This window comes from Spirosoma gilvum (assembly GCF_054776815.1).
This window is the reverse complement of sequence record NZ_BAAHBH010000004.1, coordinates 107,752-128,636: the sequence shown is the minus strand read 5'-3', so window position 1 is coordinate 128,636 and position 20,885 is coordinate 107,752. Positions and strand designations below refer to the sequence as shown.

The 20,885-nt window shown below is 47.7% G+C and carries 17 protein-coding genes, 4 tRNA genes and 1 pseudogene; 16 read left to right on the top strand and 6 right to left on the bottom strand.

The features are described 5' to 3' along the window. Positions 1–121 precede the first annotated feature (121 nt). Together ACYVFD_RS11970 and ACYVFD_RS11965 are read right to left on the bottom strand one after the other, a co-directional pair. Positions 122–1,585 (bottom strand): S41 family peptidase, encoded by a 1,464-nt coding sequence (locus ACYVFD_RS11970; protein WP_461090276.1) that lies wholly within the window; start codon positions 1,583–1,585, stop codon positions 122–124. Positions 1,586–1,674: 89 nt separating this feature from the next. Continuing rightward, positions 1,675–2,028 (bottom strand): YraN family protein, encoded by a 354-nt coding sequence (locus ACYVFD_RS11965; RefSeq protein WP_461090274.1) that lies wholly within the window; start codon positions 2,026–2,028, stop codon positions 1,675–1,677. A gap of 179 nt (positions 2,029–2,207) precedes the next feature. Between ACYVFD_RS11965 and lipB the strand changes: the two genes are divergently transcribed. From lipB to ACYVFD_RS11920, 9 genes and pseudogenes are all read left to right on the top strand, one after another. After that, complete coding sequence (lipB, locus tag ACYVFD_RS11960) at positions 2,208–2,960, top strand: lipoyl(octanoyl) transferase LipB (RefSeq protein WP_461090272.1); 753 nt, start codon at positions 2,208–2,210, stop codon at positions 2,958–2,960. A 43-nt stretch (positions 2,961–3,003) separates the two neighbouring features. Beyond that, positions 3,004–3,408, top strand: coding sequence for a hypothetical protein (locus ACYVFD_RS11955; protein ID WP_461090271.1), 405 nt, complete (start codon positions 3,004–3,006; stop codon positions 3,406–3,408). 78 nt (positions 3,409–3,486) lie between these two features. Next, positions 3,487–4,224 carry a 3'-5' exonuclease gene (locus ACYVFD_RS11950; RefSeq protein WP_461090269.1) on the top strand — a complete coding sequence of 246 codons (738 nt, stop codon included), beginning with the start codon at positions 3,487–3,489 and terminating at the stop codon, positions 4,222–4,224. A 136-nt stretch (positions 4,225–4,360) separates the two neighbouring features. Then, positions 4,361–6,811, top strand: a complete 2,451-nt coding sequence (gene rnr, locus ACYVFD_RS11945) for a ribonuclease R (RefSeq protein WP_461090268.1) — start codon at positions 4,361–4,363, stop codon at positions 6,809–6,811. Between the two features lie 87 nt (positions 6,812–6,898). After that, positions 6,899–6,970: transfer RNA gene (locus ACYVFD_RS11940), tRNA-Arg, on the top strand. Positions 6,971–7,212: 242 nt separating this feature from the next. Further along, positions 7,213–7,585, top strand: a pseudogene (locus ACYVFD_RS11935) (peptidylprolyl isomerase). 449 nt (positions 7,586–8,034) lie between these two features. After that, a tRNA-Pro gene (locus ACYVFD_RS11930) sits at positions 8,035–8,106 on the top strand. A 6-nt stretch (positions 8,107–8,112) separates the two neighbouring features. After that, positions 8,113–8,192: transfer RNA gene (locus tag ACYVFD_RS11925), tRNA-Tyr, on the top strand. Between the two features lie 148 nt (positions 8,193–8,340). Further along, positions 8,341–8,414: transfer RNA gene (locus tag ACYVFD_RS11920), tRNA-Gln, on the top strand. A gap of 502 nt (positions 8,415–8,916) precedes the next feature. Here the strand turns inward: ACYVFD_RS11920 and ACYVFD_RS11915 are convergent. From ACYVFD_RS11915 to ACYVFD_RS11900, 4 genes are all read right to left on the bottom strand, one after another. Further along, the gene (locus ACYVFD_RS11915) at positions 8,917–11,394 is read right to left on the bottom strand and encodes an ABC transporter permease (RefSeq protein WP_461090266.1); all 2,478 of its coding nucleotides are present in this window, start codon (positions 11,392–11,394) and stop codon (positions 8,917–8,919) included. 363 nt (positions 11,395–11,757) lie between these two features. After that, on the bottom strand, positions 11,758–12,738 hold the full coding sequence (locus tag ACYVFD_RS11910) for a ThuA domain-containing protein (RefSeq protein ID WP_461090813.1): 981 nt from the start codon (positions 12,736–12,738) through the stop codon (positions 11,758–11,760). 226 nt (positions 12,739–12,964) lie between these two features. Then, on the bottom strand, positions 12,965–13,243 hold the full coding sequence (locus ACYVFD_RS11905; RefSeq protein WP_461090265.1) for a hypothetical protein: 279 nt from the start codon (positions 13,241–13,243) through the stop codon (positions 12,965–12,967). A 149-nt stretch (positions 13,244–13,392) separates the two neighbouring features. Then, positions 13,393–14,796 carry a four-carbon acid sugar kinase family protein gene (locus tag ACYVFD_RS11900; RefSeq protein ID WP_461090264.1) on the bottom strand — a complete coding sequence of 468 codons (1,404 nt, stop codon included), beginning with the start codon at positions 14,794–14,796 and terminating at the stop codon, positions 13,393–13,395. 119 nt (positions 14,797–14,915) lie between these two features. Here ACYVFD_RS11900 and denD point away from each other — a divergent pair, with 119 nt between their 5' ends. The 7 genes from denD to ACYVFD_RS11865 all read left to right on the top strand — a co-directional run bounded on the left by denD (position 14,916) and on the right by ACYVFD_RS11865 (position 20,658). After that, positions 14,916–15,863 (top strand): D-erythronate dehydrogenase, encoded by a 948-nt coding sequence (gene denD / locus ACYVFD_RS11895; protein ID WP_461090263.1) that lies wholly within the window; start codon positions 14,916–14,918, stop codon positions 15,861–15,863. Between the two features lie 133 nt (positions 15,864–15,996). After that, positions 15,997–16,779: an SDR family NAD(P)-dependent oxidoreductase gene (locus tag ACYVFD_RS11890; protein WP_461090262.1), complete on the top strand. Its 783-nt coding sequence runs from the start codon at positions 15,997–15,999 to the stop codon at positions 16,777–16,779. Next, the gene (locus tag ACYVFD_RS11885) at positions 16,776–17,171 is read left to right on the top strand and encodes a hypothetical protein (protein ID WP_461090261.1); all 396 of its coding nucleotides are present in this window, start codon (positions 16,776–16,778) and stop codon (positions 17,169–17,171) included. The genes ACYVFD_RS11890 and ACYVFD_RS11885 overlap by 4 nt, the downstream gene beginning before the upstream one ends. Next, entirely contained in the window at positions 17,168–17,560 is a 393-nt protein-coding gene (locus ACYVFD_RS11880; protein ID WP_461090260.1) for a hypothetical protein, read from the top strand. Before ACYVFD_RS11885 ends, ACYVFD_RS11880 begins: the two co-directional genes overlap by 4 nt. Continuing rightward, positions 17,553–18,059, top strand: a complete 507-nt coding sequence (locus tag ACYVFD_RS11875; RefSeq protein ID WP_461090259.1) for a GNAT family N-acetyltransferase — start codon at positions 17,553–17,555, stop codon at positions 18,057–18,059. Before ACYVFD_RS11880 ends, ACYVFD_RS11875 begins: the two co-directional genes overlap by 8 nt. Positions 18,060–18,125: 66 nt before the next feature. Then, on the top strand, positions 18,126–19,550 hold the full coding sequence (locus ACYVFD_RS11870) for a Gfo/Idh/MocA family protein (RefSeq protein ID WP_461090258.1): 1,425 nt from the start codon (positions 18,126–18,128) through the stop codon (positions 19,548–19,550). A 79-nt stretch (positions 19,551–19,629) separates the two neighbouring features. Then, positions 19,630–20,658, top strand: a complete 1,029-nt coding sequence (locus ACYVFD_RS11865) for a methionine synthase (RefSeq protein ID WP_461090257.1) — start codon at positions 19,630–19,632, stop codon at positions 20,656–20,658. Positions 20,659–20,885 lie beyond the last annotated feature (227 nt).

The window sequence follows — 20,885 nt, the reverse complement described above, 5'->3', positions numbered from 1 at the left end:
TAAGCCGCTTCTGTTGTAAAATAATCCAATTTTAATGATTTTTGGCCAGAAGCTTTTTTCATAGGAAATTATGTCGATGATCTCCTGTATGACAATAACAAAATAACATCCTGCTATTGTACTATTGACCGTTTGGCAGACTCGTAATGAACATATTACCCCCTCCAGCTTTGCTGTCGATCGAAGAGCCAAGGCTGGGTACTTCGCTCTCGATTGATGCTGCCCGGCGAGCCATACGTGTACCGGTAATCTGGTAAATGGCTTCGCCCAGCAGTGGTTCCGTCAGGTCACCCAGCGCTTTCAGACTGTTTTTGCGAGGATCAGGATCGGTCACTTTTACGGTTGGGGTAAACCCACCAGCATAATCGGTGAATCCCTGCGCATTCGCCGACTTAAACGTAATCGGCTGTATCCCCCATTTGATCCGTCCCGTGTTATCGGAGATGGTAATCGAGCCAACGTTTTTACCAACTGTCGTCGTTCCAATGGTGCTGACAGTCATGAACGGTTTGAGGCCATTAATCACCAGCTCGCTGGCCGACGCTGTACTGCCGGTTGTCAGGATAAACACGCGACTCAGGTTAGCTCCAATAGCAGTTGACTTCGTCAGAAAATTCTGGTTATTCCAGCCTTTTCCGTATTTCTTGTCGTTCTCATCGGTGACAATGCTGTTCCATTTCTGGCTGTAATACACTTTTGAGGCATCAATATTTTTACCGATCAGACTCGCCAGGTTTGTAGATGAACTGACGTAGCCACCTCGATTGTAACGCAGATCGAGCACCAGCTCGTTGACGCCTTTTTGTTTGAATTTGCCAAAGATCGACTCCAGCTTTAGGTCGTATGTTTTATCCGTAGTACCATCGGTTTTGTAAACTCCGGGAACGAACTGATTATAAACGACATAGCCAATCGTTTTGCCGCCGATGCTGTACGTAGTGTCCAGCAGAACAGGGTCTGACTGAAACACAATGGCACTGACCTGTTTCGTCTGATCACTGTCGGTAAGCACGCCATTGGTCAGGGTAGCAAACCCAAATACATACGAATCGGCATTGCTGGACAGCAGGGTTTGGTAATTAGCCTTCGATAGTAATTCGCCGTTTACTTTTGAAATCACATCACCCCGTTTAATGCCCGCTTTTGCGGCTGGCGAACCCGGTTGTACGTAAATCACCACAGCAATAACCCCTGTATTCGACGCATCCCGATAGTAGAGACTGTATTCCATCCCGGTTGTTTTTGACTGACCGTTGAGCGACGCCTTCAATTCATCAGCACTCTGCTGAATCCAGGAAAACCGATCCCGATCAGTATTGGCTGTATTATAATAATCGTACAATAGGGTATAGAAGTACTTGTCGGGTGTTAATGACGTATCGGTCGTCGTGGGGAGTTTGTCATTCCAGAAGTAATAATGCTGCATATTCGACAGTACCCAACTGTTCACCTCGCCATTTACTGTAGAGGTGTTGTTAGTAGGAGTTACCGGCGTAACATCGGTGTTCTTTTTGCAGGAGGTCATCAAAAAGGCGCCAGCTACCAGCCAAAGGAGTGCCGCCCGCCCGATGGGAAATACGTTCATAACGTGTGTTGATGCATTGTTTAGGTCCTTATTACCTAACGAAAATTATGCCTAAATAATTTAGTGAAAGGCGGTTAGGGTCTTAATTTTCAGGAGAACGCGTCTTCAATATGTTTTACCTGCAATTGATTGCCCGAAACCGTAACGGCAACAATATCGAACCGAACATCATACTGCCAGTTGGTGGCGAAAATGTAGTGTTCGGCGGCTTTCATAACTAGTTTGGCCTTGGTGTACGAAACAAATTCTTCAGGATTGCCAAAGCTTACGTTGGTTCGGGTTTTTACTTCGACAAAGACCAGCAGTTTGCCTTTCTGCACAATCAGGTCTATTTCGGCATGCTGGTAACGATAATTCCAGGTAATGATTTCGTAGCCTTTTTCGCGTAAATAGTTGGCTGCTTCAGCTTCACCCTGCTTACCGGTTTCGTTATGTTGGGCCATTAGATGTCGTAATGTTCAGGTAAAAGCTATTAGACGATGCGAGCGCCTTTTAGATACCCTATAACGGTAGAGAATGTCGCTTGCAAAACCGGGTAAGGCTACAAAAGGGGCAGAATCGAACGAAACGGAGTGAGACGGTTGTTAGTTATTTGAGAGACAGTTTTTCTGTCTGAAATGGGATGAATAGTCGAATGAATAAACGAGTTGAGGTTCGGGATCTGGGATTAATGGAGTACAAAGCAGCCTGGGATGAACAGGAACGGCTGTTTGCCACCATTGTCGATCAGAAACTGGCTAACCGAACCTGTCCGGCCGATCAACAGCAATTGACTCCGAATTATCTGCTCTTTTGCGAACATCCACCCGTGTATACAATGGGTACAAGCAGTCAGGCCGAGCACCTGCTGCTGGATGAAGAGCAACTGGCCACCGAACTGGGCGCAACGTTGTTTAAAATCCGGCGAGGGGGCGACATTACCTTTCATGGGCCGGGGCAACTTGTTGGGTATCCGATTCTGGATCTCGACAATTTTTTCACCGATATTCATCACTACATGCGCCTGCTGGAAGAAAGCATCATCCAGACCCTGGCCGATTTTGGACTAAAAGCAGGGCGGATCGACGGGCTGACTGGAGTTTGGCTGGGCTGCGAAGCAACCGGAAATGAGAATGACGGGCCTGCCCGTAAAATTTGTGCCATGGGCGTAAAAGCCAGCCGTTGGGTAACAATGCACGGGTTTGCCTTAAATGTGAATACAGATTTGCGGTTTTTTAGCCATATTGTTCCCTGTGGTATTGCCGATAAGGCCGTAACCTCAATGGCGATTGAACTGGGTCATGACGTGCCGATGGACGAAGTTGTTGAACGTGTTCGGGAACATATGGCTACCTTATTTGAAATGGAATTGGTGATTGGGCATCCGGCCCATTAAATCCTGTTTTCTAGTAGCGGACAAGATGTCCGCGTTACGTTGAATGAAAAAAGACATAAATTTTTTGCCCGTTGAGGGTGTACAGGTTGTGATTGCCCGAAAAGAAGCCTTGGCTGGTGGTTACGATTGGCAGGTTTTTTTGATTAACCAAAACGACGTTCCCATTAAAACGGTGTTTGTGACATCGCGGGGGTACGGCAAGAAAGACGAAGAGGAGCAGAAAACATCAACATTGCGTCATTTCTTCGTTGAAATAAACCCCGGAGCCCATGAGGTAGTCGAAACCATTATGCCCGATGTGTTTCACCTGAACAACGAGTACTGGGTGAGCTACTTCATTGGTGATCAGATTTTCGATAAGAAGTTTATCTTCGTGCCTGATAGTATCGTGGAAGAAAATCTCATAACCATTCCAGCCTTGGGTTTGGAGGGAATTTTGCACGATTAAATAACGCGGCCGGGTTGATGAACCAGCATCCTGTCCGCCGTATAGCTAACATTGCGGACAGGATGTCCGCGCTACACTATGCCTCAGCCCGTCTCCTGGAAACGTCGTCTAAAAAATCTCCTGTTTATTGATCTGAAAACGGTAGCCGGTGAGCCGTCACTGCTGGCCGTTGACCCACGATTGCAACGGCAGTGGGAAGAAAAAAGCCGGTATTTTAAAACGGATGATGACCTGTCGGCGGCTGGCTGGTATGATCGCCGGGCGTCGTTTTTTGCGGAGTTCGGGAAGATTATCTGCATCAGCGTAGGCGGATTGTTTTTCGATGACGACGATAAGCCGCATCTAAAAGTCAAGCTCATCAGCAACGACGACGAGTTACTCATTTTGCAGGAGTTTCTGACGATCGTAAACCGCTACCCACCCGGCGAATTGACCCTGTGTGCGCATAATGGCAAAGAGTTCGACTTCCCATACCTGTGTCGTCGGCTAATGGTAAATGGTCTGCCACTGCCGCCCGCATTGCAAATTGCTGGAAAGAAACCCTGGGAAATCCCCCATCGGGATACAATGGAACAATGGCAGTTTGGCGATAAGCGGCATTTTGTTCCCCTCGATTTGCTGGCGGCTGTGCTGAACATTCCGACTCGCCCGCTGGAGTGGACCGGCGACCGCACCAGCGAAGTGTATTACCGCGAACACGACTGGGCCCGTATTGAGCAGTATGCCCGCGATTCGATGGTAATGCTCGTTCAGGTCTATTTAAAAATGGTAGGCGCTCCACTCGTAGCCGAGGAGCATATTGTATTGAGCGACTAGTATATGATTTAAACACAGAGACACAGAGCACACAAAGTTTTTTAACCATTCATCTCTGTGTACCCTGTGCCTCTGTATTTAAATCACTCACTATACATAAACATTTAAGCCTGCTTTTTGAGTTAGGCAAAGAAGTATGAGAAACGGAAAACCAAAACAAAATAAATATTCACAGTCTGGCTCCGGCTCGTCGTATACGGCGCGTCCGCGTGAAAAGGGCGTGGAAAAATCAAAGACGAGGCCAATTCATCAAGCCGATTCGTTTCTGGATGAATTGAAAAACGACCTGATGGCGTTTTTTCAAATAAACGACGACCGATCATTTACGCAGGATGAGCTATTGGAGCACTTTGGGGTGCATGACCGGCGTATGAAATTGATCATGCATGGGCTGATTGGTGAATTGACCGAAGAAGGGTCCATAGTTCGCCAGCCCAATGGCAGTTATCGTGCTGATGCTGATGCAAACCTGATTGAGGGTGTCGTAGATCATGTTAATTCCCGATTTGCTTTCGTTGTACCTGCTACGGCTGATGGTAGTCGGGGTGATCGGGACGATGACATCTGGGTATCGACCGACGATCTGGCCGGGGCCGTTGATGGCGACCGGGTGCGCGTTATCCGCTTTACGGATTCCCGTAATCGCGGGCGACGCATTGAAGGAAAGGTCGTTAGTGTTATCGAGCGGGGGCGAACCGAACTGGTTGGGCGCATTGAGGTGTGGCCGACTTATGGGTTTGTTACGCCCGATAGCAAAAAGATTTACGAAGATATTTTTATCCCGAAGGACAAACTGAGCGGGGCTAAAAATGGCGAAAAGGTCATTGTCCGGCTGAAGAAATATCCCGACGCCGACAGCCATAAACAGCAGTTTGAAGGCGAAGTGATTACGGTGCTGGGGCTGGCTGGTCAGAACAATACCGAAATGCACGCCATTCTGGCTGAATTTGGTTTGCCCATTGTGTTCCCGGAAGAGGTAGAACAGGAGGCTGAGACTATTCCAACCCAGATTCTGGATGAAGAAATTGCCAAACGGCGCGATATGCGTGAGGTAACCACCTTCACCATTGACCCTGTCGATGCCAAAGATTTCGATGATGCGTTGTCAGTTCAACTGCTCGACAATGGTAACTACGAAATCGGTGTTCACATTGCCGATGTTACGCACTACGTTCGGCCTGGTTCGAAACTGGAAGCCGAAGCCTACAAACGGGCAACGTCAGTTTATCTGGTCGACCGCGTGGTGCCGATGCTTCCCGAAAAGCTTTCGAACGGATTGTGTTCACTTCGGCCTAATGAAGATAAGCTGACGTTTTCAGCCGTGTTTGAATTAACCCCTCATGCCAAAATCGTAAACGAATGGTTTGGCCGTACGGTAACGCACTCGAACCGCCGATTTGCCTACGAAGAAGCGCAGGAAATTCTGAACAACGACCGGGGCGACTTTCTGGAAGAACTGCGGCTGCTGAACGAGCTGGCCTATAAACTTCGCGACGAACGATTTAAAAACGGCGCGATCAATTTTGAGACCGTTGAGGTTCGATTCCGGCTGGATGAAAACGGCGTTCCGCTGGCGGTGTATCCTAAAATCCGGCAGGATACCAACAAGCTCATCGAAGAGTTTATGCTACTGGCCAACAAACGGGTAGCCGAGTACGTACATGCATTGTCGAAGCGGAATAAGCACGGCGAAGAGAACACCATGGTGTACCGGATTCACGAAGGACCGGATGAAGAGAAGTTGAAGATGTTCTCCGATTTCGCTCGTCGGCTGGGTTATAAACTGGCTGTCGATGAGGAGCATCTGTCGGCGTCGATGAATCGGTTTATGAGTAGCATTGAAGGACGGCCTGAAGCCGGAATGTTGCAGCAACTCGCCGTTCGAACCATGTCGAAAGCCCGGTATAGCACTGAAGACATTGGGCACTTCGGTCTGGCTTTTCGTCGGTATTCGCATTTTACGTCGCCCATTCGTCGGTATCCGGATATGATGGCGCATCGACTGCTTCAGCATTATCTGGACAAAGGCAAACCGGCTGATCGGGAGGAGTATGAGGAAAAATGTCGTCATTCGTCGGAACGTGAACGCATGGCCGCCGAAGCCGAACGGGCCAGTATCAAATACAAGCAGGTGGAGTTTATGAGCCGCATGGACCCCAACCAGGTATTTGAAGGTGTCATTTCGGGCGTTACGGAGTTTGGTATTTTCGTTGAGATCACCGAAAACAGTTGTGAAGGACTGGTTCGGATGCAGGACCTGAGTGATGACTACTACGAGTTCGACAAAGACAATTACCGGATCGTGGGAGTTCGGCATAAGAAGATATACACCTTTGGCGATCCGGTGGTTATTCGGGTGAAAGAAACGAATCTGGCGCGCCGGAGTATGGATTTTGCGCTGGTAGGCGATAAGTCGGATCGCATGACAGAGCCTAAAGGGCGTTTTGGAGCCGGAGAACGGGAAAGCGGCCGTTCATCGGGTTCGGGGCGTTCGCATAGTACGGCGAAACCAGTAACCAAATCGAAGCGGAAAGAAGGTACGGCGGCCAAAGGCCAGAACCGGCGGGGTGGCCGGGGCCGTCGATAAACCCCAAAATGCGTAAAGACTTCCAGAGGTGAACTTGCTTTTTAGCGATTCGATGTGCTATCTTTGCACTCCCAAACTGGAATGTCTGCTCCCGTAGTTCAATGGATAGAATTATGGTTTCCGGTACCATCGATAGGGGTTCGAATCCCTTCGGGAGCACTTAGAATAAATAAAAATGCCTTATAAGTCTCTGATTTATAAGGCATTTTTATTTCATTAACTCTCGCAGCGAATAAAAGCTACTCATCTGATTTACTACGATTTTGCTACATAAGATCTACCATCGTTAGAGGTTTTGTCCTTCCTGTGATCGCTTATTAAGAGGGTTAAATTGAAGGTAAGTCGTTGACTTGCAGTGACTAAACCTGTATCTTTCCCACTCACCTTTCACGCTTAATTGTATGAATTCACGCGTCTTTCTTGACCTATCAATCAGTAACTTCGGCCAGCCTCTTAAAGTAGTGATTGAGCTGTATGATGACATTGTCCCCCGAACGGCCGCTAACTTTCGGGCCCTGTGCACAGGTCAGAATGGATTTGGTTACAAAAAAAATGTGTTTCACCGGATTATTCCGACGTTCATGATGCAGGGCGGGGATATTACCAAGGGGAACGGGAGGTAAGTCCATCTACGGGGATAAATTTCAGGATGAGAATTTTCAGCTCAAACATAGTGGAATGGGCATTGTCAGCATGGCCAATAGAGGACCCAATACCAACAACCTCCGTAACTGCTTACTTACCTCAAGCAAGCTAATCGTTCCATCAAAGTAAGTTGTAGGTCTCGTTCCCCGTTATGATGGCCGTCACGTAGTGGATTGATTAATGACTTACCACCTTTTGTTCAGTCTAAAGGGAAACCCATAGAGTAAAATTTCCCACATGAACCAGTTTACAAGATGGCATTTTGAAACCGATCAGCACTATCCATTCATGCGTTACCGATTTATGGCGTGCCTGGTCTTTGGCCGCAAAGACCTCCGGTACGTCAAGGTCATTACGATCTGTTTAAATTAAGATCAAGCGCTGCTGAATTCTAAAGTATTTGCAAATGTGAATTGATTTGTTTTACCTTTGCAGTATGAACGCAATGACGCAATATCAACCCCAACCATGTAGCTGTCAGTATTGGCACGCTAGGGGTATGACTATTGAGTAAGTTCAACGACTTTTTCTATAGAAAGCCCCTACCGATGCAATACGGTAGGGGCTTTTTCATTTCCAGAGTAGTGGTGCAGCGGTAGCATACTTGGTTTGGGACCAAGGGGTCGTCAGTTCGAATCTGGCCTACTCTACAACATAGGAGTATCGTATAGCGGCAATTACGACTGACTGTAAATCAGTTGCTTCGGCTTCGCAGGTTCGAGTCCTGCTACTCCTACTAGGCCTAGTAACCCATGTGGCGTGGGAACTGTCTGCAAAACAGTCGGATTCGGTTCGATTCCGAAACTAGGCTCTATACATCTGTCGTCCAGTGGCTAGGATAGCGGTCCGCCGTTGTGGTTCGAATCAATCCAGATGTGCAACATTGGGGTATAGTACAGTGGCAGTACGTCTGATTTTGGTTCAGATCGCGGTGGTTCGATTCCATCTACCCCAACCAACGGGTCTCGTATAAGCGGGTTACCGCTCCGGCGTCCCGGTTCGTTTTGGGTACGCTCAGTCCCGTTTAGTTTGTTACCCCTTTTGTAGAGAGATGCCGGAGCAGTTCGAATCCCTGTCTCTCTGCCATTGTCCTGAAGCTCAACAGGTCTCAGACGGTCAGCCGTTGCCGTTCAAACCCTGGCAGGACATCGAGTATTTTATTGGGATATCGTCTAAGGGTAGGACAGAGGAACAGTATAGGTTTCAAAAGCGATAGTTCGAGTCTATCTATCCCAACTTAGTAGGTGAGTGGTAGGTTATCGGCCTGTATTGCCGTTGAACATCGTTTCCAATCTGACCTGATACCTGATATTTTGTGTTATGTATGCCCTTATAATTAAGCGGGATTAATAGTGTTTACCCAATGATTTGCACTACAGTGTACCCCATTCTTTGTACCACGAAGAAGTTATTAAGTGATTGTATCAGTTGTTTCTTCGCGTTTGTACAGTAGTTAATTCCTAGTCACTCTTCAGAATTTCTGTTGGATTACTCTTTGCCGCCTTCATCGTCTGCGACCCGATCATCATGAAGGCAATTAGCAATACCACCAACAGGCCGACAAACAACTCAGCGATCTGCACAGGCTTGTGATAGGGGAAACGGGTAAGCACAACGTTTTCGAAGAAAAGATACGTTACGGGCAGCGCGATGAGTGCCGATATTGACAATTGCAGGAGAAACCCCCGACTCAATAAGTAAACAAGATTGCCTGAGGTTGCACCCATTACCTTCCGAATACTGATTTCCTTCAACCTGGTTTCGGTAGTATACGCCACCATTCCGAATAACCCCATTGATGCAATCGAAATGGCAAGAAATGAAAGGAAGCCAATGATCTTGATCATCGTGGAAAACTCACTGTATGCCTCTTCTATGGCTTCATCATAGAATTCAGCCTGTAATGGATGAACACGATCAATCTTCTTCCAGGCCGACTCGATTTTGGCTCTGGTCGCCAGCAGGTCATTACTCTGTATTTTGGCATTAATGACTGCCCTGTCGCCGGGTGTCCAGAACATGAACGCAACCGGTTCGATGAGGTTGTCGACTTTACCATAGTGAAAGTCTTTTATTACACCAACAATGGTCATCCTGCGTGTTCCATGGAAATTGCTGAATGTGATTTCCTGTCCAATTGCTTTCTGTGGGTCTTTGTTAGCTATATTAAATCGTTTTAAGACCTGCTGATTAACAATCACTTCAGTGGCGGCTGCGGTTGTAGTGGGTCGAGCTCTGAAATTTTCTCCGGCAATGAGTTTGTATTCATGCAGCGCCAGGTAGTTTTCATCGACGTTGTTCGTTAAGACCAGGGCCGAATCGCGTGAATCTTTGTATTTCATAAAGCCGCCCCATGCATTCCCGACGCTGGTGATTATTAACGATCGCGATAGGGCAGTTACTTCAGGCATCTCGCTCAGTTCTTTAAGGAACGCATCCGGCTTATTACCCTGCATAGTAATGTTCAGGATATTTTCCGTCTTGTATCCCAGGTCGAATGCCAGTATGTTTTTATACTGCACATAGCCAATGGCGGTTGTTGTTATAAAGATTAGTGTAATCGTGTATTGAATCACCACCAGCGCACGTCTGAGTGACACGTAGTTGAATACGCTCCCCGCCCGGTAGGCTGGTGGTACGGCATTCTGGGTAGATACATTTCGAAGTGCATTGATCGCGCTAACTTTCGCGAAAAATAGGGCAGGCATGAAGCCGGCAACAATACCTACAGTGACCGAAAAGATGATGAAAGCTATGATCATCGGCAGCGTAAGTTCGAGCTTCACCAGGCGTTGCATCTCCGGAGCCAGGTTTATCAGCAGTGGTCGTAACACGAGGAAAATAACGCAGGAAAGAACAAAAGCGGCCAGGGAAATCATAATCGATTCCACCAGAAACTGTTTTCGCACCTGGCTCTTATCCGCGCCGATCGCTTTACGAAGACCTACTTCCTTAAAACGACGCATGGCTCGTGCCATCGAAAGATTAGTGTAGTTGAAACATGCTGACAAGATCACAACCAGTGCAAGCCCGCCGAGTATCCAAAGCAAAGTCGGCGAAAGGTGAGGACCCGTGTAGCCAGACCCTCCCTCGGAAGGCCGAAGATTTTCACCGACTACGATCTTGTATAATGGAAGAAGTTCGAGTTGAATTTTTGTATTGTCCTGGGTGTAATTTGCCTCCCTGGCAATGGCGTCCAGCTGCGATTGGATTGACGCCATATCGACATGTTCGGGGAGCAGTAGGTACACATAATTCGACGGCATATTTGCCCACTTTTCGGCGTTGTTCTTGTTGAGTTGCTCAGCCGTCGACAATGATACCAAGGCTTCGAAGTTAATGTGCGAAAAGAAAGGGACATCTTTCATAACACCGGTCACCTGATAATCGGTTGTATCAAACTTGATCGACTTGCCCAGTACATCCTGAGTTCCGAAAATTTTCCGGGCAGCAGTTTCCGTAAGAACGATCGAGTAAGGATCTTTCAGGGCCGTGTTGGGATTGCCTTCCAGCATCGGAAATGTAAATACCTTAAATAGTGACGGATCGGCCCAGAGCCCCTTGATCGATACAATGTTGTCGCCAACCTTCGCATCCTGCGAAAAGTCGTTGCGAAGAATAGCCACTTCCGCGCCGGTGTAGCGGTTAATGCCGGTCACTTTCTCCCGGATAAGCTTACCAATTTTTATTGATGTGGTTGCAAACTTGTCGCCAGACCGCGCTCGGCTCTGTTCACGATTTGCAGTCTGTATGCTGGTGATCCGGTAGATCCTATCCCCATTCGTGTGGAATTTGTCGTACGAATATAAGTCGAGTACAAAGGCGATCAGCAGTAAGCCGACAGACATGCTGATGGCAAGACCGACAATATTGATAGCCGAGAACAACTTATTACGCATTAAGTTACGTCTTGTTGTTTTGATGTAGCTTCCGATCATGATCCAGTCGATAAAAAGGTTTACACATGTTGGTCTTCGTACGGTATAAATTCTGAAGAGCCTATACGCGTCGATAAGGCAAATCAGCCCGAAGTATTCAGTTCGAATACACGGGTAATCTGCAGCCAAAATACTGGGCTAGTATAAGCAGAAGGAAAAAATGGGATGAATAGGGCTAAAAATGGGATGAAGGACTGATGGTAGTGCCCTATCTGTCAGATGAGATTATAACCGGCAATCAAGAATTTACAGCTTATTCGCCAGATAGGCCAGATTTCGGCAATACGCTCCCAACCATGGTGATCAGTTTGCCTGAGCGAACGTTTACATGGAACTGAACTAAGCCTTGAAAATGGGTTGTCACTACTCAGCAAAACTCCGTTTGCTGGTGGCAGTGGAGGTTGGAAAATCGCTGGGGATGGGAATGTCAACTTTGCCAGTGGCCGCCCATTGGGCTCCCCGCTGTAGGCAGGTAATGAATCCAACGCATTCGACGGAGTAATCGACATGCCCTAGTGGCGTATGAAAAATCCGGCCTTTTCCGTAGTTGATGGTCATCAGCATGGGTTCGTTTCGATCGGTACCTCTGTTTTCTTTCGGCGAAAAAGCCGTAGCTAGTACAGTCATGTTTTCGGCGGGTCCACGCAAACGGTCGTACATCTCGTCTTTTGTATGCATCCAGGTTAGTGGCATGCCTTTGGTAATAGGATGGCTGGCATCCCGAACCGTTATCAGGAATTCCTGCTGTGCTCCATGTGAGCCAGCGCGGCCGGGCTGTGGGTCTTTGGTTAACGTTCCTTCGTTGTTGTAATAAACATAAGGCCCGTCTTTTTCGGTGCGGTCGCCCCAGCCTCCCAGACCGATCATTTTATTATAGGCAGGCCATAAAGGAAACGAATTATCAGCCGCATGGACGACGACCAGGCCGCCCCCCTTTTTCATAAAGTTTTCAAAGTCGGCCTGCGTTTCGTCGGACCAGGGAGCGGCATTCCAGCCAAAATTGCAGATTACGAGATCGTACTTCGAAAAGTCGGGGTGAAAGCTTGAGTCTGCTTTAGCTTTAGGTAATGCTTTGGTGTTTTGAACGCCTGGGATTTTATATTTCTCGATCAAGTCACCTCCGTTCCAGGTGTAATAGGTTCGCTTTACATCGACCGAAAACTTACCCGTTTCTTCGAGGTATCGCTTCATCATAAAGGTGATTTTAGGCCATTGTTCATGATTGTTTTGTCCATCAACAATCAACGTCCGAATGACTTTAGCTTTTTCCTTTATCGGTGATTGAAGCTGAACCGTATGGCCAGAAAGGACCGTCAATACGATAAGCGCGTATAGGGATTGTATCATGCTTTGATTAAGGAGAATGGTCATGATTCCTGTATGCCCTAGCGAGTCTGCATAGAGGAGTCATAGTTTTCAAAACAACTAATGGATTTGAATCTACTTAAGCAGTATGATTTACCACGGCGTTATGCTCACTTCGTGGAGGGCAGTGGAGCCACTTGGCGTGGCCGTGAAGCTATCGGGTATGAATTAACAAGGATATTGGGCAACCTAACACTTGTCTGGTCTAATTTCGGCAACCTACATAGCCCTGAAAGGCCGTTGCCATAATCATTCCGGGAGAAATGGATGAGCTGTATTGCCAATATACTTCTTTGGCGCTGTTTCTGTACTGATCCCATTCGACAACACCTAACGGAGAAAGTTCATCTAAATCGGCACTTGTTTCCAGAAAATCAATGGCATCAGCAGTAGAATCGAACGCAACAACACCGGGCATTTCGTGCAGTTGAAAAACCGCCAGAAAGGTTTCCTGAGAATTTTCGTCTGAGAAGCTGGTTCCCATAGCTAAACGTAAACAAACTGGGTAAGGATCAACATATTCATGTATTCTACTGTATTTGACTGCGTTTTTTTACAATTGTCACTTTTATTTTTGCCTGATTCTTCAGCCAAATTCGGGGGCAGGCGGCCAAGAATTTTGACATCAGAAGGCTAGGTCGACAACATCTGGCAAACGGTTTCCAGCGATGTATTGTCTCCTACATTTCCCGGAAAAACAACATAAATGATGCCTGGAAATTTACTGGCTGTATTCATTTGCCAGACCGGTACACCAGGCAGAATGGGGCCAAGTACGAATGCTTTTTCGGCGGATAATCCTTTCGAAGCCAGATCGCTGGAGGTAATACCGCCCTTGGCGACAATGAACTTCGGTCGTGCGGTGAGCTGTTGCAGAATATTGACAAGGAAGCCAGATACTAAGGCATTAATTTTCAGACTGGCAGATGAATCATTTCCTGTTTCCTGCTGCCGGCTCGTGTAAATCACAACATTTGCACCGGTAGAAATCCAGTCGTCGGCTTGTTTACTGATTCGATTTATTTGGGCTGATGGATTGCTCATAGTCAGGAGGTCGCCAACGTGTACTTCGATCGTTTTGTACTTTCCCCGTTCGAGGAGCCAGGTAAGCTGCTCAGTTGTTTTGGGAACATGCGACCCTACAATGACCAAATAGCCAGTTGTTGACCTCGTGTCTGCTTTGGTAGGCATAAACGGTTTGCTGGATGCCAATCCGGCCCGAAGAGGAACAAACGTAGCCGATGTTCGATACAGAAATTTTTTGCCTGATTCTTCAGCCTGCAACAGCCCCATAACCACCACCTCCAGGTCGCGGTAACTGATTGCATTGATGATACAGACGCTGCCATCGCTACAACGTTGCAAGGTTTCACTTACTGCTTCAGGGCCACCCGTGCGTATGTCATCGAGACTAATAGAATGTACGTCCGATGCGCGTAAACGGCCCCTTGTTTTTTCTTCCACCCATTGTTTCAGATTAGCTTGTGTATACCCAAATACCACATCGTGGGCAAACGGCGTATCCGAAACAGGCACTAGCAGCTGATTTTCGACCAGGTAATGCACATCATCGATCGTATAGCGACCTCCTTCAATAAAGGCTGGAATCAGAACCGTTATGGCTTTATTCAATCCTAATACATGCGCGATGGCATCTACTTCGGCTGGGAAATGGCCCCGTAAGGTAGAATCACTTCGGCTGATCACAACGATATCCCGGCCACTTTGCCGAACCGCTTCGTTCAGATTCTGACCAATTTCCTGGGCAAGTTCAATCGCTTCGTTTTCCGGTAAGCTACGCGAGTTGGTTAGGATGTATAAAATGGACGGTTGCTTCCGTAATTCTTCCGTAATTAAATCAACACGCCAGGCGGTAAGTACCGTTACATCATAACAGGTTTGGGTGCCGGTGGGGTCATCATCGAGTACAACAATCGTTTGGCTGCGTTTGTCAAAAGCTTCGCGAATAGCCGGTAGTAGTTCAACTGGGTAGTCGGGTGGCAATTGCTCTATTTTCTGATTAACAGATTGATACATATTGGTAAGTAGTGCTACCTGATTGAGTGCTGAAAGGCTCGTATACTATACGCTCTTACGTAACTATCAGGAGTTTCTATGGAAATTTGGCTTTACATAGGTCAAAAGGATATAGCGTTATGCAACTAATTATTACGGGTGGAGCCGGTTTTCTTGGACAGCGACTGGCAAAAGCCCTGCTGAGCAGTTCAGTACCGTTCGATGAACTATTGCTGGTTGATGTTGTGATGCCACCGAAGCCTGTAGAAAACGATCGAATTCGTTGCCAACAGCTAGACTTGTCGGCAGAAGGGGCTGCAGCGATGATTATCTCAGCCAGAACTCAGATGGTGTTTCACCTGGCGGCCGTTGTAAGTAGTCATGCGGAGAAGGACTTTGATCTGGGCTGGAAAATCAATCTGGATATTACCCGTAATCTGCTGGAAGCCTGTCGCCATCAACAGGCATCGATTCGATTTGTCTTTTCCAGCTCGCTGGCTGTATACGGAGGGACATTACCCGCTATTGTCGACGACACAGTAGCCGTCAGGCCGCAATCGTCATACGGAGCCCAAAAAGCTATTGGTGAACTACTGGTGAATGATTACACCCGAAAAGGCTATATAGATGGCCGTGTACTTCGGTTACCCACTATTTGTGTTCGGCCTGGTCGGCCTAATCTGGCAGCTTCTTCCTTTGTGAGCAGCATTATCCGCGAACCCATTCAGGGGGAGCAGGCTATATGCCCGGTAGAGCCTGATTTGTCGCTGTGGTTATCGAGCCCGGATACCGTTATTCAAAATATCCTGAACGGAGCTTTGCTGGATGGAACAGATTTTGGCGATTGGCGTACGGTCAATTTACCTGGAATTAGTGTTACTGTACAGCAAATGCTGGATTCGCTTGAGCGGATTGCCGGTAAAGAAGCGCTTGAGCGGGTTCTGTTTAAACCTGATCCAGCCATCAATGCCATTGTCAGTAGCTGGCCCGGCCGGGTCGATAACGCAAGGGCATTACAGTTGGGATTTAAGGCAGATCAGAATTTTGATGAATTTATTAAGCAGTTTATGGCCACGAACAATCTGTAAATGCAAGTTTTGTCAGCGCGAAACAGGTTCTTGAGTTGCAGAAAAAAGGCAGGTAAGTAACAATCTTAAAGACTTATTGGCGATAGCCGGTCAATTTTGTTTCTTGCATACCTAAATTCATCAGTATATCCGAATGTGGTTAGATTCTAAAAAGATTGTAGTAGTTGGTGGCACTACAGGTATGGGCCTGTCAGCTGCACTGGCCTTTATACGCGAAGGAGCACAGGTTGTGGTGGTAGGGCGTAATCCAGAAAGCTGTACGGCTGCCGAAAGACAATTGGATGGAAACGGGCTGGCGATGTCGGGCGATGCATCTGATCCGCAAACAGCGCCGAAAGCCATTGCGCTTTGCCAGCAGATTTTTGGTGGATTCGATGGGCTCTATCATGTGGCCGGGGGCAGCGGTCGGCGGTTCGGCGATGGGCCGCTGCATGACCTTACCCTCGATGGCTGGAATTATACCGTTAATCTGAACCTCACCTCGCTCATGCTTTCCAATCAGGCTGCCGTACGGGCGTTTCGGGCTCAGGGTGGCGGGGGAGTGATTCTTAATATGGGTTCTGTACTTGGGTCGCGCCCTTCGCCGGCTTATTTTGCCACCCATGCGTATGCGGCCATGAAATCGGCTGTGATTGGCTTTACAAAATCAGTGGCCGCTTACTACGCCAACGATAATATTCGGGTCAATGTGCTGGCCCCCGCCTTGGTCGAAACGCCGATGGCGCAACGGGCTGTACAGGACGACACAATACTAGCCTTTACCAGAACCAAGCAGCCTCTGGATGGCGGTCGGATTGGCCAGCCCGATGATCTGGATGGAGCGGCTGTTTACTTCATGTCCGATTATTCCGCATTTACGACTGGGCAAGTGCTGACCGTTGACGGTGGCTGGAGCGTGAGTGAAGGACAAGTATGATACCTAAATCTGAACTGAAAAAAATTGCAACGGCCCGTTTAGCGGATGCTGAGCTTTTATTAAAGGCTAAACGCTTTGATGGAGCTAGTTATCTGAGTGGTTATGCCGTTGAGATCGGTTTAAAACTGCGCATATGTAAGACATTGAAGTGGCGTGGCTTTCCTGAAACAAACGGTGAATTTCAGGGACTAAGTAGTTTTAAAACACATGATTTTGATATTCTGCTTCGATTGTCGGGAGTTGAAGATACAGTTAAAACCCTTTATTTAGCTGAGTGGTCTGACTTGAAACTGTGGAAACCGGAGTTGCGTTATGCGATAACAGGTACTGCAACAACCTTGTCTGCCGCCAGAATGATCAGTGCCGCAAAAACGTTACTTAGAATTTTATGAAAGCACTTGCTAATAAAATTGGTCAGTTGCGCAAAGCTATAGAAGAGCAGAAAGGGCCATTTGCCTTATATGCTTTAGTATTACCTGAGGATGCTATTGCCTGGGATATGTTAGTGGCGGCAACATGGATTGATAAAGATCAACCGGGTGCTTTAAAGTATTTGGTTAAACAGGTACAAGGCGTTTTAACAAAACAAGAACTTTTGAATCTATCGGGTATTTTATTATTTGATAGCAACAAGCTGGCCGAATATGGTGTATCTGTCGATAGTGAAGCTGGCTGGGAGGAAAATAATATAGAGTTCTATGGAAGACTAGTTCAGAAGGCATATATTTTTGTTGGGCCTCTGGTTGGTTTTAACTTAGAAAAGTATAAGGTAAATGATTGAAACTCAGCGCCTGACTCTAGTCCCACTTACGCTTAAGCAGTTGTATCTGTATACAGCCGACACGCATCAGCTAGAGGAGGAAATGGGCCTAAAAACGGGCTGTCGGGAACTGGTCGAACCTGTATTAAGCATTGTCATTCATTTTACGATTCCCCGATTAAAAGATCCCACCAACGATCCGTTGTACCATACGCTGTGGATGGCCATCGACCGCGAAAAACAGCAATTTGTAGCCGAAGCAAAATTTAAAGGCGAACCCGATGAAACCGGTACTATAGAAGTTGGCTACGGTACATACTCCGCTGTACATCGACAGGGGTATATGACCGAAATGGTTTGCGGACTGGTAAAGTGGGCGAGTGAGCAGCCTGAAGTTCGTCGGGTAGTAGCCGATACGCAGGCTAAGAATGTGGCCTCTCAGAAAGTACTGGAAAAAAGTGGGTTTCGACTATTCGATCAGATTGAGGATATGCTTTGGTGGGAATACCCAATTCGATAGAAAAGGAGTCGGTACTTTTTATTGATAAAATGGTATATTTCGGCTTCCTGCAACTGAACCCTACCTATGCATTCACGTCGTAAATTCCTCCGTCGGCTTGGAGGTACGTCGGCTTTGCTGGCCGGTGGATCTACCCTGGCTGGTGTAGACGCCCTGGCTTCCTCAACGACAGATTACCGCGAACATCTGATCGAAATCATCCAACCTCGCTCCGCAGCCGATACAATCAATATTGGTCTGATTGGCGCTGGAATCATTGGCCACTACGATCTCGATTGCGCCCTTAAGGTGCCGGGTACGAAAGTAGTAGCCGTAGCTGATTTATACGGTCCACGTCTGGTCAGGGCAAAAGAAGTCTGGGGGCCAGATCTGTTCACTACTCGCGATTATCGGGAAGTGCTGGCCCGTAAAGATGTTGATGCTGTTCTGATCTGTGTACCCGATCACTGGCACGATCATATCTCGATCGCTGCGCTGAAAGCCGGAAAACATGTGTACTGTGAAAAGCCGATGGTGCACCACATCGAAGAGGGACAGGCCGTTATTGCAGCACATAAAAAATCAGGTAAAGTGTTTCAGGTAGGCAGTCAGCGGGCAAGTGCGTCGGCGGTCCTCGAAGCAAAACGACGGTATGAAGCAGGCCACATTGGTGAGCTGACGTCTGTAGAAACGTTTCTGGATCGGACGGATGCGTTAGGGGCCTGGCAGTATACAATGCCTCCTAATCTAGACCCTAAAGAATTAGACTGGGATCGTTACGTAGGCGATGCGCCCAAACATCCTTTTCAGGCCGAGCGATTTTTCCGCTGGCGGAACTATAAAGATTATGGTACGGGCGTAGCGGGCGACTTGTTTGTTCACCTGGTCACGGGTGTTCATACCATTACGGGCTCGCTCGGCCCAACCCGAATTTTCGCTCTTGGGGATCTGAATTACTGGAAAGATGGGCGCGATGCCTACGATCTGGTGACGGCCATGATGGACTATCCCAAAACGGATAAGCATCCATCTTTCCAATTTACGACCCGAGTCAATCTGGCTACAGGTGCGGGTGGCGACATTCATACCCGATTAGTCGGAACGGAAGGTGTTATCGACATTGGCTGGAATTCGTTTGTGATGAACCGGCTTAAACGGCCCAATGCGCCTATGTATAGCCGAGGGTACGACGCGCTTTTCACGTACCCACAGGCTATGCAGGACGAGTTTATCCGGCAGTATGAGCAGAAATATCCAGCTAGTCAGTTTACCCGGACTGTACAGAATGAACCTGTCGTTACCTATACGGCTCCCGATGGATACGACGATCGGCTCGACCATATGATTGTGTTCTTCAATGCAATCCGAGAAAACAATCCATCGCTGGTTCGGGAAGATGCCGAGTTTGGGCTACGTGCCGCAGCTCCATCGCTGGCGGCCAATCTGAGCGCAGCCCAGCGTAAGGTCATCAATTGGGACCCGGTTGCTATAAAAATTCCTAAAGCCACCTGATCTGTTGGTATTCGTCGTGCTGAAAACTAAGCAGTTAACCGTTATAAGCTAACAACAAACCCTAAACTCAACTCATTCTGTGCAGCCTGTTCCTATTAAAACAACCGTTGTTGGTTCTATGCCTTTTCCGGGTTGGCTTGAATTTTCCAGCCAGCACCTGACTCAGTTCGGCCCGGCCGATATTAATGAACTAATTGAAGATGCGGTGATTGCTTCGGTCCACGATCAGGTTTCGGCTGGATTGGATGTGATAACCGACGGTGAACAAACCCGATTCGATTTCAATCTTTCGTTCTATGGCTACATCAACGGGATACAGAATAACGAAACTGAATTGCGTCGATTCGGGCCGCCAGCACACGATCAGCGCGGGAAGCATAACATTATGGAACCACTTACAGCCCCAAATGGATTGGGAGTGGTTGAAGAATATCTGCGCCTAAAACGACTGGCACCCGAAGGGCAGGGGATTAAAGTGTCAATTCCAGGGCCATATACCTTGAGTGGACGGTTACTTCCCGGAAATCTTTACAAAGATCGCTGGGACGTGACGGAAGCCCTGCTGCCACTGGTTAGTCAGGAAATTGCCCGGCTGGTTGAATTGGGCGTACCCGAAATTTGCGTCGATGAGCCTTCCATGTCGTGTTATGCGTACCGCGAAGATACCAAACGATTCGTCGATATTTTTAACAGGACGGTGGCGCCGGGAGTCGGAAAGACTCGCTTATCAATGCACCTGTGTTTTGGAAATTACAAAGGCCGGTCTGTTGGTAAGAAAACCATTGCACCGATGTTACCCGACTTCCTGGATATGCATGTCGATGAACTGCATACGGAAATGACCGTGCTGAATTTTTCGGAGGTAAACCTGCTCGAACGGTTTGCCGAAAAGTTCGATGTCGCTGTGGGCGTTATCGATGTAAAAAGCTATTACATCGAAACACCCGATGATGTCGCTGAACGTATCCGAAAATGCCTGCCTTATGTTCCGGCAGAAAAACTGGCCGTAGCCCCTGATTGTGGCCTTAGTCAAACAGCCCGCTGGGCTGCTAAACAGAAACTTGCCAACATGGTGGCCGGTGCAAAGCTAGTGCGGGGTGAAATCTGAACCGGGATTTATGTGATTAAACTGATTTGGCTGATTTTGTGAAATTTGTTTTCAAAGTAATTCAGAGCCAATTGCGATTACATAGAGAGACTGTTTAAACTTTTGAAAATAAGCGCTTGAAATAAGCGTTTTTGTCATCCCGACGAAGGAGGGATCTCAATGTAGCCTTAGTAATTGATTAGGGAGCCTTGAGATCCCTCCTTCGTCGGGATGACAAAAACTCAGCC

What these genes read in the sequence shown, in the direction of transcription:
- ACYVFD_RS11950 (WP_461090269.1), top strand. Translation starts at nt 3,487, where the DNA reads ATGCCTCAGCCCGTCTCCTGGAAACGTCGTCTAAAAAATCTCCTGTTT.
- ACYVFD_RS11965 (WP_461090274.1), bottom strand. Translation starts at nt 2,028, where the DNA reads ATGGCCCAACATAACGAAACCGGTAAGCAGGGTGAAGCTGAAGCAGCC.
- ACYVFD_RS11915 (WP_461090266.1), bottom strand. Translation starts at nt 11,394, where the DNA reads ATGATCGGAAGCTACATCAAAACAACAAGACGTAACTTAATGCGTAAT.
- ACYVFD_RS11880 (WP_461090260.1), top strand. Translation starts at nt 17,168, where the DNA reads ATGAAAGCACTTGCTAATAAAATTGGTCAGTTGCGCAAAGCTATAGAA.
- ACYVFD_RS11900 (WP_461090264.1), bottom strand. Translation starts at nt 14,796, where the DNA reads ATGTATCAATCTGTTAATCAGAAAATAGAGCAATTGCCACCCGACTAC.
- ACYVFD_RS11970 (WP_461090276.1), bottom strand. Translation starts at nt 1,585, where the DNA reads ATGAACGTATTTCCCATCGGGCGGGCGGCACTCCTTTGGCTGGTAGCT.
- ACYVFD_RS11885 (WP_461090261.1), top strand. Translation starts at nt 16,776, where the DNA reads ATGATACCTAAATCTGAACTGAAAAAAATTGCAACGGCCCGTTTAGCG.
- ACYVFD_RS11905 (WP_461090265.1), bottom strand. Translation starts at nt 13,243, where the DNA reads ATGGGAACCAGCTTCTCAGACGAAAATTCTCAGGAAACCTTTCTGGCG.
- denD (WP_461090263.1), top strand. Translation starts at nt 14,916, where the DNA reads ATGCAACTAATTATTACGGGTGGAGCCGGTTTTCTTGGACAGCGACTG.
- ACYVFD_RS11955 (WP_461090271.1), top strand. Translation starts at nt 3,004, where the DNA reads ATGAAAAAAGACATAAATTTTTTGCCCGTTGAGGGTGTACAGGTTGTG.
- ACYVFD_RS11890 (WP_461090262.1), top strand. Translation starts at nt 15,997, where the DNA reads ATGTGGTTAGATTCTAAAAAGATTGTAGTAGTTGGTGGCACTACAGGT.
- rnr (WP_461090268.1), top strand. Translation starts at nt 4,361, where the DNA reads ATGAGAAACGGAAAACCAAAACAAAATAAATATTCACAGTCTGGCTCC.
- lipB (WP_461090272.1), top strand. Translation starts at nt 2,208, where the DNA reads ATGAATAGTCGAATGAATAAACGAGTTGAGGTTCGGGATCTGGGATTA.
- ACYVFD_RS11875 (WP_461090259.1), top strand. Translation starts at nt 17,553, where the DNA reads ATGATTGAAACTCAGCGCCTGACTCTAGTCCCACTTACGCTTAAGCAG.
- ACYVFD_RS11870 (WP_461090258.1), top strand. Translation starts at nt 18,126, where the DNA reads ATGCATTCACGTCGTAAATTCCTCCGTCGGCTTGGAGGTACGTCGGCT.